Genomic DNA, 14147 nt, shown 5'->3' on the forward strand with positions numbered 1-14147 from the left:
CCACGCTCCTCAATACCGAAACATCCGCCAGGACAACAGCCGGGCCAACCCGACGATCAGCTTGGCGATCAGGTAATACAGCACCGCCGCGAGGGCGAAGTATTCGACGGTGCGGAAGGTCTTGACGTTGTATTCCTGGGTGACACCGGTGAGGTCGTTGTTCAGGCCGACGACCACGCCCAGGGACGTCATCAACACCGCCCAGACCATCTGGTTGGTCAACGGGTAGAACACGATGCGCAACAGTTGCGGGACGATGATCATCCGGTACGCCTGGAAGGCGCTCATCCCCAAGGAGCGGGCGGCGCGCATTTGCGTACCGGGCACGGCCTTGAGACCGCCGCGAAAGTTTTCCGCCAGGTAGCCGGCGTTGTTGAAGGTGATCCCGGCCAGCAAGGCCAGCCAGGAACTGACGTGCAGCCCGAGGGAGCCGAGGCCGAAGTAGAGGATGTAGATCTGGAACAGCGAGGGCGTGTTGCGGGCGATGGACACCCAGCCATTGCCCACGCCCCGCAGCAAGCGATTCGGGGCCTGGCGCATTACCGTCAGCACCAGGGCGATCAGTACGCCGAAAATCATCGACAGCGCAGCGGTCTCGAACGTCACCCAGGCCCCGGCGAGCATGTCGGGCAGGGCGCGCAAGGCCGGGCGCCATTGGAAGCTGTAGTCAAACATGGGGCTGGCTCCCGGTGCGGGTGGGTTGCAGCCACGTCGGCGGCTGGCCGGCGGTTGCGGCGGTACACGCGGCCTCGACGCATTCGGCAAGGGCGGCAAAGTGCACGCCGCGACCGACCAGGCCGGGTGCGTAGTGGGCGTATTTGCCGGAATTGGTCATCAGGGTGGTGGCGTGGGGCGGGATCACCGGTTCGCCCAACATGCACCAGCAGGTGTCGGTCACCAGCACTGCACCGAAGGTCTCGATGGCGGCCAGGTACCCGGCTCTGCGCGCCTGTTCCAACACCGTCCGGCCGCAGGTGATTGCCAGCACCACATACGGATGCTTGACCCGGCCCGCGCACAAGGTCGCGAGGGTGGCGAATTCGCTGAGGGAGAAATGCGGATTGCCCAGGGACACCACGTCCACCCAGTTGTCCCGGGCGCTGTTGAGCTCACGCCAACTGGCAAGCAGGCCTGCGGCATCGACGCTTTCCTGCGCCAAGGTGACGTCGCGCTCCAGGACATCGGCCGGATCGAGGGCTTCGGGCGTCACCCCGGCGATGTGGAACAGCGGCGCGGCGCTGGTGGTGGCGAACGCGGCACCAAAGGCCTTGAGGTCGTCCAGGGTGGGCGCGGCGTGTTCCAGGCCACGTATCAACGGAATGCGCCGGCCTGCCAGGCCGCCGATGTGATAGCCCAGCAGCGGATAGAAACTGTCATCGACGTGACCCAGCGCCGGCACGTCGACGATCAGCCGGGCCTTGCGCGGGTCGTCGAGATGGCAGCCGGTCAACGGCGCTCGCCCGCACAGGGCAATGCAGATATCGAGGAAGTCCGGGTACTTCTGCGTACGCGCGCCCAGCACGCTGTTGGCGTAGACCACGGCGTTGGATTCAGCCCAGACGATTTGTTCGCCGGCCTTTGGCGCGGTGTCCAGCAGGTAGGGGGCGCAGGTGAAACTCAGTTGCGCGCCCATCGCCATGTAGGCATCGCCCAAGGCACTGGCCGGCTCGCCCAAGGCCGGATCGACACCCAGTTCCCGCCAGCGCCGCTGGTCCACGGAGATGGAGTTGAGCGTGGTGGGGACGCGAACCTTTGCCCCCCACTGCACCAGTTGCTCGGCAAAGCGCAGGCTGGCTGGACCTGTGTAGATGCAGCCGTCGATGTGGGCCTGGGTCACGTCCAGCAGTTGCGTGGCGCCCTGGATCTCGGCCATGCGCAGCACGATTTGCATCGCCACTTGGGCAGCCTTGCCGTGGGTGCCGTCGAGCAATGCCCGGTCCTGTTCGTTCAGCTCCAGGGTTGAGAAAGTGGACGGCTGCGGCGCTGCGTCGGAACCTTGCCAACCGTCGTTTGGGGGCCGGCCAGACAGTGTCAGGACGTCGCCTTCCAGGCGCACGAAACCTTGGCCGCGCAGCCCATTGAAGGCCTCATGCCCCACGCACACCACCGGCAGCGAGCGTTGGAAAATCACCTGCGCCACCAGCACGCCCAGGGTCAGGATTTCATCGGCTTCGGCGAGCACCAGGGCCGCGGGTGCGTGGCCGTTGCTGATCAGCTCCATCAAGACGCTGCTGCCAGTGCAGGAGCCGCGTCCGCTGGGGATCGCCAGCACGCGCCCCGCCAGGCGCTGACCACTCAAGGGATGGTGGCGGTCGATGACCTCGCCGCTGGCTGGATCGACCCCGCCCCAGAAACTCAGCCCCACCTCGGCGAACAGCAGGGCGCCCTGGGCGGCACCCTCCACCAGGCTGCGGCCTTTCACACGGACAGGCGTGCTTGGCATGCGCCGATCCTCAGTAATAGACCTGGGGAACGGTCAGGTTGGCCGGCGGGATGTCGCTGCCCACCCATTTGACGAACAGTTCCTTGTAGCGACCCGTGCGCACCTGCTGGTTGACGAACAGGTTGAGGTAGTTGAGCAGGCCGTATTCGCTGCGCTTGGCACCGAGGGACACGTAGTCGATGACGTAGGGCGCGTCACCGGCGATCTTCAGGCCCTTGTACTTGCCCGACTTGATGGTCGCGGCGGCCACGGTGTTGGTTACCACGGTGGCATCGATGTGCCCCTGGGCGACGGCCAGCAAGGTGTCGTTCTGCGACTGGTAGGCGCGGAAGCTGCCGCTGCCCCAACTCTTCTGGTCCTTCTCCAAGGCGATGGCTTCGTAGGTGCTGCTGGTATTGCCCAGGGCTTTGCCCTTGAGGTCGGCGTAGCTGTTGATGCCGGTGTTGTCGCGGGTCAGCACGACCATCTGGAAGGCGAAATAGGGCACAGTCAGGCCCACGGTCTTGGCTCGCTCCAAGGTGTCGGATGTGGAGGCGACGATGACATCGGCGCGACCGGACAGCAGCGCGGGGATTCGGTCGGAGAATGGGGTTTCCACCACTTCGGCATCTACACCGAGGACCTTCGCCAGATCGTTGCAATAGTCCACGTCGAATCCCGCCGGTTTATTGCTTCCGTCGCGAAAGCCCATCGGGGGGAAGTCCAGGGTCACGGCGCAACGCAGCTTGCCGGAGCCGATGATGTCGTCGAGCTTGTCGGCGTGGGCGGGGGCGATGAAAAGCGGGGTGAGGACAACGCTGAGGGCTACGGCCAATGCAGGGTTTTTCATAAATGCCTCGCTGTCGAATAAATGCGGTGAGATATCGTATTGAGGATTTCGTATACGATATTAGATAAGCAATCAGCGTGCCTGTTTCTGGTAGAGCCGCAGTAATGCCACCGGAGGGCTGGTCTAGAGGCTTTCATGCCGGGCGGTAACGAGCAGGGCAAGGGTGGTGCTGGCGCCAGGGTGTTACAGATGGGAGCACCCACGGGGCTCGATGCCCCATGAGGGAACAAGGGTCAGCGCTGATTCTCGCGATATTGGCTGGGGGACAGGCTGGTCAGGGCCCGGAACTGGCGGCTGAAGGCGCTGTGGTCGGTGTAACCGCAGCGCAGGGCGATCTCGGTGATCGGCAGGTCTTTGTCGAGTAACAGCCGCGAGGCTTCTTCCAGCCGTGCCTTGTGAATCATCTGTCGCGGCGTGAGTTGGAAGATGCGCTTGCAGTGCCGCTCCAATTGCGCCACCGACAATTCTGCAATGGCGGTCAGCTCGGCAAGGCTGATGGGGCGGGCGAAGTGTTGCTTGATATGGGCGTCCACCGCCGCCAGTTTGTGGAACGCCGGATGGCCCGATTGCGGCAGTTGCAGGTCGCGGGAAATACCGGCCAGGCCGACGATCTGGCCGTTTGGATCGTGCAGGGCGAGCTTGTGGGTCAGGCACCATACGGGTTGGTTGCCGTAATACAAATGCAGTTCGAGCTGGTCGGCCAGCTCCCGCCCGCTGGCCAGCACCCGGCGGTCCTGTTCGGTGTACAGCGGGCCGAAGCGCTCGGGGAACACCTGTTCGGCGGTGAGGCCGAGCAGGTCGCCGCTGTGTTTGAAACCGCAGCGGCGGGCCAGGGTCTGGTTGACGAAGGCGTAGCGGGCCTGCTTGTCCTTGATGAAAAACACCACGTCCGCGAGGGTGTCCAGCAGCGCGGAGATGGGCTGCAGGCTGCGCAGCAGGGTGTCGAGGTCGCAGGGGGCGAAGGGGGTGAGCGAGGGGTACATGGCCGGCGTTGTCTTTTTTGTGGGAGCGATGTCGGAGTGTCAATCGAAAATGCGCCGTCTGTCACGCCGCTATCGCGAGCAGGCTCGCTCCCACAGGGGATTGGGGTGAGTGCAGATCAGTCAGGTGGGTGGGGTTTCTTCCAGGGCCAGCAAGGTTTCGATTCGCGCCGGGCTGAAGGGCGGGCGGGGGGCGGGCGGTGTCCAGCCGAACAGGTGTTCCAGGGCGGCGCCGCACACTCGGCCCTGGCAGGCGCCCATGCCGCAGCGGCTTGCCAGTTTTGCTTCGCGCCAGTTTTCGTGGCCGACCAGTTCGCCGTACGGTACGTCTTCGCAGCGGCAGACCAGGGTGTCGCTGCGGGCCAAGGTCTTGAGCCGTGGATCGAGGACGAAGGCCTGGTTCAATGCCCCGGCGAAACCCTGCCAACGTGCGCGGCGCGGCCACAGTTGCTGGGCAGCCGCGCTATTGCCGACGGCGGCATGGCCGGCGATGGCGCCTTCCACCAGCGCCAGTTCGCTGCCGCCGAAACCGGTGCATTCGCCTGCCGCATAATGTTCATGGCGAGTGGTCGCTTGCCAGGCGTCAACCGCCAGCGCCTGGTCTTCAACCGCGCAACCCAGGGCCTGGCCTAATTGGGTATTGGGAATGAGCCCGAAACCACAGGCGAGCCGGTCGCAGGCCAATTCAATCGTCTTGCCTTGCTGATGCAGGCGCACGCCCTCCAGCCGTTCCCGACCGAGCGCTTCCACCACGTGGGTGTCGGTGCGGTAGTGCCGGTCGAACAGACTGAACGATTGGAAAAACTTCCCCGGCCAGCGCGGCAGTTGTGCGGCGAAACCGGCGACGGCGCCGCGACGGGCCTGCTCGGCGATGCGCAGCACCTGTGCACCTTGATGCTTTGCCGTGGCGGCGCTGGCCAGCAGCAAGGGGCCGCTGCCGGCGATGACCAGCCGTTCGCCGCGCACCGGCAAGCCACCCTTGATCAGCGCCTGCAAGCCGCCAGCACCGGTCACGCCGGGGAGTGTCCAGCCGGGAAACGGGAGCAGTCGTTCGCGGGCACCGGTGCAGAGAATCAAGCGCTCGTAGCTGATCTGCCAGCCGCGCTCGGCATCTTCCACCAGCAAGGTTTTATCCGCCGCGCAGGCGATCACACGGGTGCCGGCATGGCAACGTACGTTGGCGCAGGTTTGCAGTTGCTCGCGCAGGCGTCGGGCGGCGCTGGGCAGGTTGGCCTGGGGGCCGTCGCGCCAGATCTGCCCACCGGGCAGCGGGTTGTCGTCGAGCAGCACGATGCGCGCGCCGCTGCTGGCTGCGGCGAGGGCAGCGGCCATGCCGGCGGGGCCGGCGCCGATGATCAGCAGGTCGGTGGTTTCGTTCATGGTCGGGTCTGGACCTGCATGCCGTCGAGGCACAAGGTCTGGCAGGCCAGGCGTCGACGACCGTCGATCAGCACCCGGCACTCCTGGCAGATACCCATGCCGCACAAGGGCGCACGGCGCTGGCCGCTGACCGAGGTGCGACTGCAACCATCCGCGCCCAACGCCAATGCCGCCGCGACGCTGGTGCCGTTGGCCACTGACAAGGGCTGGCCGTCGAGGAATAGATCAGGCATAGGAGCAATCCTCCAGGGGTAAAGGGATATCAGCGCCCAACGCCCATCCCGTGGCGAGGGAGCTTGCTCGCGCTGGGGCGCGCAGCGGCCCCGACAACGATCTGACAACTCGGTGTATCAGGCCAGTCCAGGGGACTGCTGCGCAATCCGGCGGGAGCAAGCTCCCTCGCCACAAGGACTTGTGTCGGGCTTCAAGCATGGGCCGGCTCTCCAAGGAAACGCTGCGGCAGGTAAGCTTGAGGCGCGAGCGGCGAGGTTTCGTTGAACAGTTGGGCGACCAGCAGGTCAGCCGTCGCCGGTGCCGTGGTGACCCCCAGGCCTTCGTGACCCACCGCCAGCCACAGTCCCTGGCGCTGTGGATGTTGGCCCACCAGGGGCAAGCCGTCGGGGCTCGCTGCACGAAAACCGGTCCAGGCCCTGATGCCGTTCAAATGCGCCAATCCTGGCAGGTATTCGACGGCGCGCTTGAGCATCTTCGCCAGCATCCAGCCTTCCACCCGGGGGTCAAGCGTGCCGAACTGCCGCGAGGCGCCAATGAACAATTGCCCGGTCGGGCGCGGCTGTATATTGCACGCCACTGACGGTCCGCTGGCGTTATGGGCGCTGGTGACATAGCCCAGTTCCACCAGGGTGTGGGTGACGGTAGCGGGGTAGCGGTCGGTGATCAGCAGGTGGCCCTTCTTCGGCACGATCGGCAGCTCCGGGCACAAATCAGTGGCCTGGATGCCATTGGCGAGGACCACCGCTTCGGCGCTCAACCAGCGACCGTCGTCAAGGCGCACGCGATGACCGTCAACTTCGCTGACCTGCGCCCGCTGCTGGCGAATGGTGGGCGCGTCCAGCATCCAGCGCGCGGCCGCCGGGGCGTAGAGGATGCCGTCACCCTTGATCAGCAACCCACCTTCCAGCCCCGGGCGCAGCTCGGGTTCACGCTGATGCAGCGCGGCGTGGCCGATCAGCTCACAGGCTTCGCCATGGGCCAGCAGGTTCAGGTATTTGCTATGGGCCACCGCCATTTCTTCGGCATTGGCCGCCAGCCACAAGGTGCCGTTGTTGCGCCAGGCGCAGCCGTCGGGCAGGGCTGGGGCCAGCTCGCGCCAGCGTTGCAGGGAATATTGACTGAGGGCCAGCTCCGCCGGGTTGTCATCGAGCACCAGCAGGTGCCCCATGCCGGCCGCCGTGGCGCCGTGCCAACCGGCGTCCAGCACCAACACGTTGACGTTGCGTCGGGCCAATGCCTGGGCACAGGCCGCACCGATGATGCCCGCGCCGATGATGATCACGTCGGCGACATGGCCCTCGCTCACGGACGAATGCCCCAGGCGAACGGGTCATCGGTTTCGATAATCAGTGTGGTTTCGGCGCTGATGTAGGCGCGACCGCGAATGGTCGGCACGATGCGCTCGCCCGAGCGCTCGTAGGAGGCCTCGAACTCGCTGCCTATGACGCTGGCCTGGCGCCAGATCTGGCCGGGTTGCAGTTTTCCATCGGCCGCCAGGCACGCCAGTTTGGCACTGGTGCCGGTGCCGCAAGGGGAGCGGTCATAGGCCTTGCCCGGGCAGAGTACGAAGTTGCGGCTGTCGGCTTGCGGGTCGTCGGCAAACAGTTCGATGTGGTCGATCAAGCCGCCGTCCTCGCCGCGAAAACCCTGCTGCTCCAAGGCTTGCTGTACGGCGTAAGTGTAGGCGGTCAATGCGTCGAGGTTATCGCCGGCCACACGCTGGCCATGTTCGGCGATCAGGAAAAACCAATTGCCGCCCCAGGCCACGTCGCCCACCACCTGACCGATGCCGGGCACCTCCAGGGCCAGGGCCTTGCGGTAACGGTAGGCCGGCACGTTGCGTACGCTGACCGAGCGGTCTTCGTGCAAGGTTGCCTGTACCGTGCCCACCGGGGTTTCGATGCTGTGCACGCCGGGGCCGATCCTGCCCAGGTGGGCCAGTGATGCCACCAGGCCGATGGTGCCGTGGCCGCACATGCCCAGGTAGCCGCTGTTGTTGAAAAAGATCACGCCGGCACAGGCGCTCGGGTCCACCGGCTCGCAGAGCAGCGCCCCCACCAGCACATCGCTGCCCCGCGGTTCCAGCACGCAGGCGGTGCGCCAGGCGTCGTGTTCCGTGGCCAGGCGTTGCTTGCGCTCGGCCATGCTGCCCTGGCCCAGGTCAGGAAAACCGCCAATGACCAGTCGGGTCGGTTCGCCGCCGGTATGGGAGTCGATCACGGTGATGCGTTTCATGGGAGGGCCACGTCCGTTCAGATGAGTGACGGCAAGCGTGGCCCGCGCCAGGGGGCGACGGCTTGATGGTTTTACCTGTCGCCGATGACGAAATCGGCACAGTGCCGGCCCATCAATGGCTGGAAGGCAGGAACTTGAACAAGGTCTCGCAGACCCCGGCGATGTGTTCGTCCAGCAGCATCACGGCTCGCTCGACGTCACCGGCGCGGCAGGCCTTGATGATTTCCCGGTGCTCGTGATCGGCGCGCTCCTTGCCGGCCGAAAGGCTCATCTGCATGCGCAAATAACGCTCCAGCTTGTCGTGGACCGAGCGGATCAGACTCACCATGAACGGCCGCTGCGCCGGTTCGTAGAGGCAGGCATGCAGCTGCCAGTTCAGTTCCGCCCAACGCCCTACGTCGTCTTCACCGATGAACTCCCGGCAGATGCTTTCGGCGCGGGCGAAGGTGGCTTCGGTCATGTTGGGAATCGCCAGGCGCAGTACTTTGTCTTCCAGCAGCATCCGCACTTCGAACATTTGCGCCAGCTCTGCCTCGGAAATGCGCGTCACCATCGCCCCGCGATTGCGCTGGAACATCACCAGGCCCTCGGCCTCCAGGCGCTTGAGGGCTTCGCGCACGGGGATCTTGCTGACGTTGAACTGCCGGGCGATGTCATCCTGGCGAATAGGCTCGTCCTCGGCAAAGTGCCCGGCCACGATGGCATCGCGCAGATGGCGGGTGATGATTTCCGAGGTGGAAGGGGTGTTGCCCAGATCAGGCAGGTTGAACTTGGATAAAGTCACGGCGGCGGGTCGTTCGGCTTAGGTGGGGATATGGTATACGACTTTGCCGAGCGCAGTGTCGAGCTGTCCAAGGCTTCCCCAATCCTTCAGTCAGCCTCTGTGGCGAGGGAGCTTGCTCCCGCTCGATTGCGCAGCAATCGCAGAATGTTGGGGTCGCTGCGCAACCCAGCGGGAGCAAGCTCCCTCGCCACAGGTTGGTTGTTTCAGCCGTGGGACAGGTGGCTCACATAAGCCTCGGTCCGGACGATGCGCCATCCGGTAACAGACACCCCAGCCAACAACGCCAGGCCGAACACGATCAACGCCACGTCCGCGCCGAAATGATCGGCCAGCAACCCGGTCACCACCACCGGGATGCTGAACCCGACATAGGCGAACAGGAAAAACCCGGCACTGACCCGGGCCTTTTCCGCGCCAGCCATGGCCGTGACGGCCGACAACCCACCCAGGTACAGGAAACCGTAGCAAGCGCTGCTGGCGCCCAGCGCTCCCAGCAACACGGCGAGCAGGGAGCCGGCGCTCGCGCCCCAGGCCAGCAACGCGTAGCTCGCAGGCAGGATCAACAGGCCCAAGCCCGTGGCCCTGGCCGGCTGCATGCGTCGAACCCAGGGCTGGAAGAGCAAGCCGCAACTGATCACCGTAAAGGTCGACAGGCCCGACCAACGCTGCAAGTCGTGGGTCGCCAGCACCGATGGCAATATGGCAATGACCAGGCCCGAGGTCGCCCAGGCCAACAGCATGGAAAAACTGTAGGGCAGGCTGCCGGCGGGAAACAACGGCAGGCGCAGCAACGGTGCATCTTTGATTTTCTGCGCCGGGTCCGGTAAGCGCCAGACCACGACGATCGCCATTGCAGCCAGCATCAACTGCAACCAGAAGCTGCCGGGCGTGGCGCTGTGATGGACGAACAGGAACAGACTGGTCAACGCCGCGCCCAGGCCAAAGCCCAGGGAGGTGCTGGCGGTGACCCGGTTGGCCGGCGAGCGGGGATCGCGGGTTGCCATGAGCTCGGCCATATAGGCGGTTGATGTGGCCGAGGCCAGCCCTGTGCCGACCCCCATCATCAGGCGCGCCACGCCCAGGGCTTCCAGGCTCGGCCAGAGCAGTGTCACCAGCGTCGCCAGCATCGACAGCCCGAGGGCGACCAGGATCAACGGCTTGCGTCCCACCCGGTCGGCCAGCCCGCCGAACGCCAGCAGGACCGGCAGTACGCCCAGCACATAACCGGAAAACGCCACCGCCGTGGCTCCGGCCCCGTAGCCGGACAACTGCGCGTAGGTGGTGTACAGCGGCGCCTGCAGGTTGACCGCAAGGGTGATCAGGCAAAGGCCGAAAGCCAGTCCCCAGGAATGTCGATGCGATGGGTTCAAGGGTGTTCCTTAGAGGTGTGCATGAAGTCTCGGGGACTATCACTGCCGGGCACAGCGCAAACAAGGAACAGACCCAGGCCATTTGTGCTTAACTGTTCGCTCGAAATTCGAGAACACTTAGCCAAGAGTGCCAGCCGTGGACCTGAAGATTGATCGCAACGTTGCCGAGCCTGTGATCCGGCAGCTCGTGACGCACCTCATGGGCTGGATCAACGCCCATGGCATCCGCCCCGGTGCGCGCATGCCGTCCATTCGTCAACTGGCCCGGGAAAACAGCTTGAGCCTGTCGAGCGTGATCAAGGCCTATGATCAACTCGTTGCCAGCGGGGTACTGGAGTCTCGACATGGCGCGGGTTTTTTTGTCGCGCAGCAGTTGGTCCGACCCGTGGAGCCGGAGCCGGAAACGGATAACGCGCGGTGGCGGTTGTTCGACAATGAGTCGACGCAGCTCAAGCTGGGGTGTGGCTGGCTGCCCGATGCCTGGCGCGACGACACCGACCTGGGCCAGGCGATCCGCCAAGTGGTGCGCAGCGACAACCATGCGTTGTTCAACTACAGCACCCCGCTGGGCTCGCCTCATCTGCGCCTGCACCTTCAAAAGCGCCTGGGCCTGATCGATATTCATGTCGACCCGACGCAAATCATCACCACCCAAGGTGCCAGCCAGGGCCTCGACCTGCTGGTGCGAACCCTGCTCAAGCCCGGTGACCTGGTGCTGGTGGAAAGTCCTGGCTACTACAACCTGTTCAATCTGCTGAAACTGAATGGGGTCAAGACCGTGGCGGTGCCGAGAACCGCCCAAGGCCCGGACATCGTCCGCCTGGAACAGCTTCTCGGCGAGCATAAGCCCTCGTATTTCTTCATCAACAGCATGTACCAGAACCCCACTGGCACCAGCCTGGCGCCAAGCGTGGCTTATCGTCTGCTGCAACTGGCAACGGCCCATGACTTTCGCCTCATCGAGGACGACATCTACGCCGATTTCCAGAATGGTCCGACCTCACGCCTAGCCTCCCTGGATGCCCTGGACCGGGTGATCTACCTGGCGAGTTTTTCCAAGACGCTGTCCAGTTCGCTGCGCATCGGTTACGTGGTCGCCCATCCCGAGATCATCCAGCGCCTGGCCGAAGTCAAGATGATTACTGGCATCGGTTGTTCGCTGCTGGCAGAAAACGTGGTGGCGACGTTGCTGGCCAACGGTGCTTATCGCAAGTTGATCCAGCGCTTGCGCCAGCGCCTGAACAAGCAGATGGCAAATACGCTGCGCCAACTGGACCCAGCCCACTGGGAGGTGTTTGCCGAGCCGCTGGGGGGGATGTTCGTCTGGGCCAGGCCTCGGTACCTGGCGGCACAACGGGTGCAGCAGATCGCCCGGGAGCTGCAAATCCAACTGTCCCAAGGCTCGACGTTCCTGCCCCAGGGCGAGGCGTGCGATTGGTTGCGGTTGAATGTGGCCTATACCCAGGATCATCGGGCGCAGGTGTTCTTCCAGCGGGTGGAGCAGGAGTCGACTGCGGTGGCTCAGTAGGGTTTGGGAAATTGTTCTGCGTCATCGCGAGCAATCCCCTGTGGAGCAAAGCTTGCTCGCGATGACGGACTGACCGGTCACAAAAAATATCGGCGTTAATGGGAATAGATATCAAACAGAAATGAGTTGCTGTATCTTTCGCGACACATTCTTGTCAGCCTCCCGACGTGGAGGCTTTTTTCCATTAGGATTGTGCATCGATGCGTCGGATACTCGTTTCACTGTGTGTGCTCCAGGCTTATTCCGTTTCCACCTGGGCTGAACAGCCAGTCCCTGCCAAGCCGGCTTCCCTTGAGTTGCAAGCCACGGATATCGTCGGTAGCGCCGACTATGAATCAGCACAGGGACCGGTGAAGGGCTATCACGCCACCCGTTCGGCCAGTGCCACCCGTACCGACACGGCGATCCATGAAACCCCGCAATCCATTTCCGTGGTGTCTCGCGACGTCGTCGAAGACCTTGGCGCCACGCGTCTGCAGGACGCCCTCGATTACGCTGGAGGAGTCGGCCGGGGTAACAACTTCGGCGGCCAGGGCCTGACTACTTTCACCGTACGCGGTTTCACTACCGGAGAGTTCTACCGCAACGGTTTCCCGATCAACCGTGGCTACCCGAACATGCCTGACGCCAACACCATCGAGCGGCTGGAGGTCTTGCGCGGCCCGGCCACCATGCTCTATGGCCGGGGCGATCCCGGCGGTACCTTCAACGTGGTGTCCAAGCAGCCGTTGGCCGAGCGCACGGTGACCCTGGGTAGCCAGGTCAGCGAACAGGGGATGCGTCGCGGTACGCTGGACGCGTCCGGTCCGTTGGATGAAGAAGGGCGCCTGGCTTATCGCCTGAACGTGATCGGCGAGGGCGGCGACACGTTCCGCGATCACGTCGAGACCGAGCGTTACGGCGTTGCACCCGTGGTGTCCTGGCAGGTCAACGACACCACGCGCCTGACCTTCGAAGGCGACTTCATGCGCAACAATGCGCCGCTGGACCGTGGCTTGACTCATTACGCCGGCCAGCGCGGCACCGCGTCGCGGGATACGTTCTTCGGTGAAAAAGACGTCGGCAAGCTGCATAACGACAACAACATGCTGCAGGTGCGTTTCGAGCACATGCTCAACGACGACTGGACCCTGGCCGGCGGTACCCAATGGCTCGACGGCACCTTGCAGGGCAATGCCATCGAAGGCAACGGCATCGCCGCCGATGGGCGCACCCTGGGTCGCAACTTCAACTACCGCAAGCTGGAGTGGACCGACCGCGACACCCAACTCAACCTCACCGGGCATTTTTCCACTGGCGGGTTCGAGCACACGTTGCTGACGGGTATCGAGTATGAAGACTACGACTACCAGTCCATCATCCAGCGTTCCTCCGGCGTCGTCGGGGCTTACCCGATCGATATCTTCGACCCGGTGTATGGCCAGCCACGCCCGGCATTGACGCGCAAGCCCACCGATGACCAGGAAAACCTCAAGACGTTTGGCGTGTTCGTCCAGGATCAGGTGGCGCTGACTGAGCGCTTGAAGTTGTTGGCTGGGGCGCGTTTCGAGCGGTTCGAGCATGAGTACGAGAATTTTGCTACCGCCAATGGTGACTGGGATGCCAGCCATAACGCCGTCACTCCGCGTCTGGGAGTGATCTACGACTTGACCGACACGGTGGCTGTCTACGCGAATACGGCTCGTTCTTTCAAACCCAACACCGGACGCAATGCGCAGGGTGGTGGATTCAAGCCTGAAGAGGGCAAATCTTATGAAATGGGCATCAAGTGGGAAGCGCTGGATCGTCAGGTAAGCGTAGATGCCGCGGTGTACCAAATCGAAAAACGCAATGTGCTCACCTCAGATCCACAGGACTCGACACTTAATGTGGCCGCCGGTGAAGTACGGAGTCGTGGTTTTGACCTGAACGTGGCGGGAAACCTGACGCCGGAATGGCGCGTGATCGGCGGCTACGCTTATGTGGACGCCGAAGTGGTCAAGGACAACACCTTCGAGAAGGGTAGCCGACTGCTCAACGTACCAAGGAACAGCTTCAGCCTGTTGAACGTCTATGAGTTCCAGGACGGAGGCCTTAAGGGGCTGGGCTTGGGACTGGGGGCCAGGTACGTCGATGAGCGGGCCGGGAAGATGGGCGTCAACCCGTTTTCCATGGACAGCTACACCGTCGTGGACCTGCTCGGTTACTACAAGGTCAACGAGCGGATCCGCCTCAACCTGGACCTGAAGAACCTGTTTGACGCCGACTACGAAGAGGGTGCATTCGGGGGCGTCTATGCCTACCCGGGTGCACCGCGAACCGTGCAGGCCGGCATCTCCTACACGCTCTGAATTCGATGCATCATGAAAACCCCGAAGGTTCTGC

General features: G+C 63.8%; 12 protein-coding genes. 2 read left to right on the plus strand and 10 right to left on the minus strand.

Annotation, left to right across the window (positions count from 1 at the left end):
* Positions 1–9: 9 nt before the first annotated feature.
* From BLO97_RS21220 to BLO97_RS21265, 10 genes are all read right to left on the minus strand, one after another.
* Complete coding sequence (locus tag BLO97_RS21220; RefSeq protein WP_092347846.1) at positions 10–675, minus strand: amino acid ABC transporter permease; 666 nt, start codon at positions 673–675, stop codon at positions 10–12.
* A complete protein-coding gene (locus BLO97_RS21225) occupies positions 668–2443 on the minus strand; it encodes a cis-3-hydroxy-L-proline dehydratase (RefSeq protein ID WP_092347849.1) in 1776 nt (591 codons plus the stop codon). Before BLO97_RS21225 ends, BLO97_RS21220 begins: the two co-directional genes overlap by 8 nt.
* A gap of 10 nt (positions 2444–2453) precedes the next feature.
* Positions 2454–3272 (minus strand): ABC transporter substrate-binding protein, encoded by an 819-nt coding sequence (locus BLO97_RS21230; RefSeq protein WP_092347852.1) that lies wholly within the window; start codon positions 3270–3272, stop codon positions 2454–2456.
* A gap of 233 nt (positions 3273–3505) precedes the next feature.
* Entirely contained in the window at positions 3506–4255 is a 750-nt protein-coding gene (locus BLO97_RS21235; RefSeq protein ID WP_092225212.1) for an AraC family transcriptional regulator, read from the minus strand.
* 120 nt (positions 4256–4375) lie between these two features.
* Positions 4376–5632, minus strand: a complete 1257-nt coding sequence (locus BLO97_RS21240; RefSeq protein ID WP_092347855.1) for an NAD(P)/FAD-dependent oxidoreductase — start codon at positions 5630–5632, stop codon at positions 4376–4378.
* Positions 5629–5865, minus strand: a complete 237-nt coding sequence (locus tag BLO97_RS21245) for a 2Fe-2S iron-sulfur cluster-binding protein (RefSeq protein WP_092225215.1) — start codon at positions 5863–5865, stop codon at positions 5629–5631. Before BLO97_RS21245 ends, BLO97_RS21240 begins: the two co-directional genes overlap by 4 nt.
* Before the next feature lie 191 nt (positions 5866–6056).
* Entirely contained in the window at positions 6057–7172 is a 1116-nt protein-coding gene (locus BLO97_RS21250; protein WP_092347858.1) for an NAD(P)/FAD-dependent oxidoreductase, read from the minus strand.
* Positions 7169–8101 carry a 4-hydroxyproline epimerase gene (locus tag BLO97_RS21255; protein ID WP_092347861.1) on the minus strand — a complete coding sequence of 311 codons (933 nt, stop codon included), beginning with the start codon at positions 8099–8101 and terminating at the stop codon, positions 7169–7171. Before BLO97_RS21255 ends, BLO97_RS21250 begins: the two co-directional genes overlap by 4 nt.
* A 112-nt stretch (positions 8102–8213) precedes the next feature.
* Positions 8214–8885, minus strand: coding sequence for a GntR family transcriptional regulator (locus tag BLO97_RS21260; RefSeq protein ID WP_063320817.1), 672 nt, complete (start codon positions 8883–8885; stop codon positions 8214–8216).
* Between the two features lie 203 nt (positions 8886–9088).
* Positions 9089–10255: an MFS transporter gene (locus tag BLO97_RS21265; protein ID WP_092225220.1), complete on the minus strand. Its 1167-nt coding sequence runs from the start codon at positions 10253–10255 to the stop codon at positions 9089–9091.
* Positions 10256–10391: 136 nt separating this feature from the next.
* Here BLO97_RS21265 and BLO97_RS21270 point away from each other — a divergent pair, with 136 nt between their 5' ends.
* The gene (locus tag BLO97_RS21270; protein ID WP_092347864.1) at positions 10392–11783 is read left to right on the plus strand and encodes an aminotransferase-like domain-containing protein; all 1392 of its coding nucleotides are present in this window, start codon (positions 10392–10394) and stop codon (positions 11781–11783) included.
* A gap of 200 nt (positions 11784–11983) precedes the next feature.
* Positions 11984–14113, plus strand: a complete 2130-nt coding sequence (locus BLO97_RS21275) for a TonB-dependent siderophore receptor (protein WP_092347867.1) — start codon at positions 11984–11986, stop codon at positions 14111–14113.
* Positions 14114–14147: the final 34 nt, after the last annotated feature.

The organism is Pseudomonas sp. NFACC05-1 (assembly GCF_900100135.1).
Lineage (GTDB): Bacteria > Pseudomonadota > Gammaproteobacteria > Pseudomonadales > Pseudomonadaceae > Aquipseudomonas > Aquipseudomonas fluorescens_Q.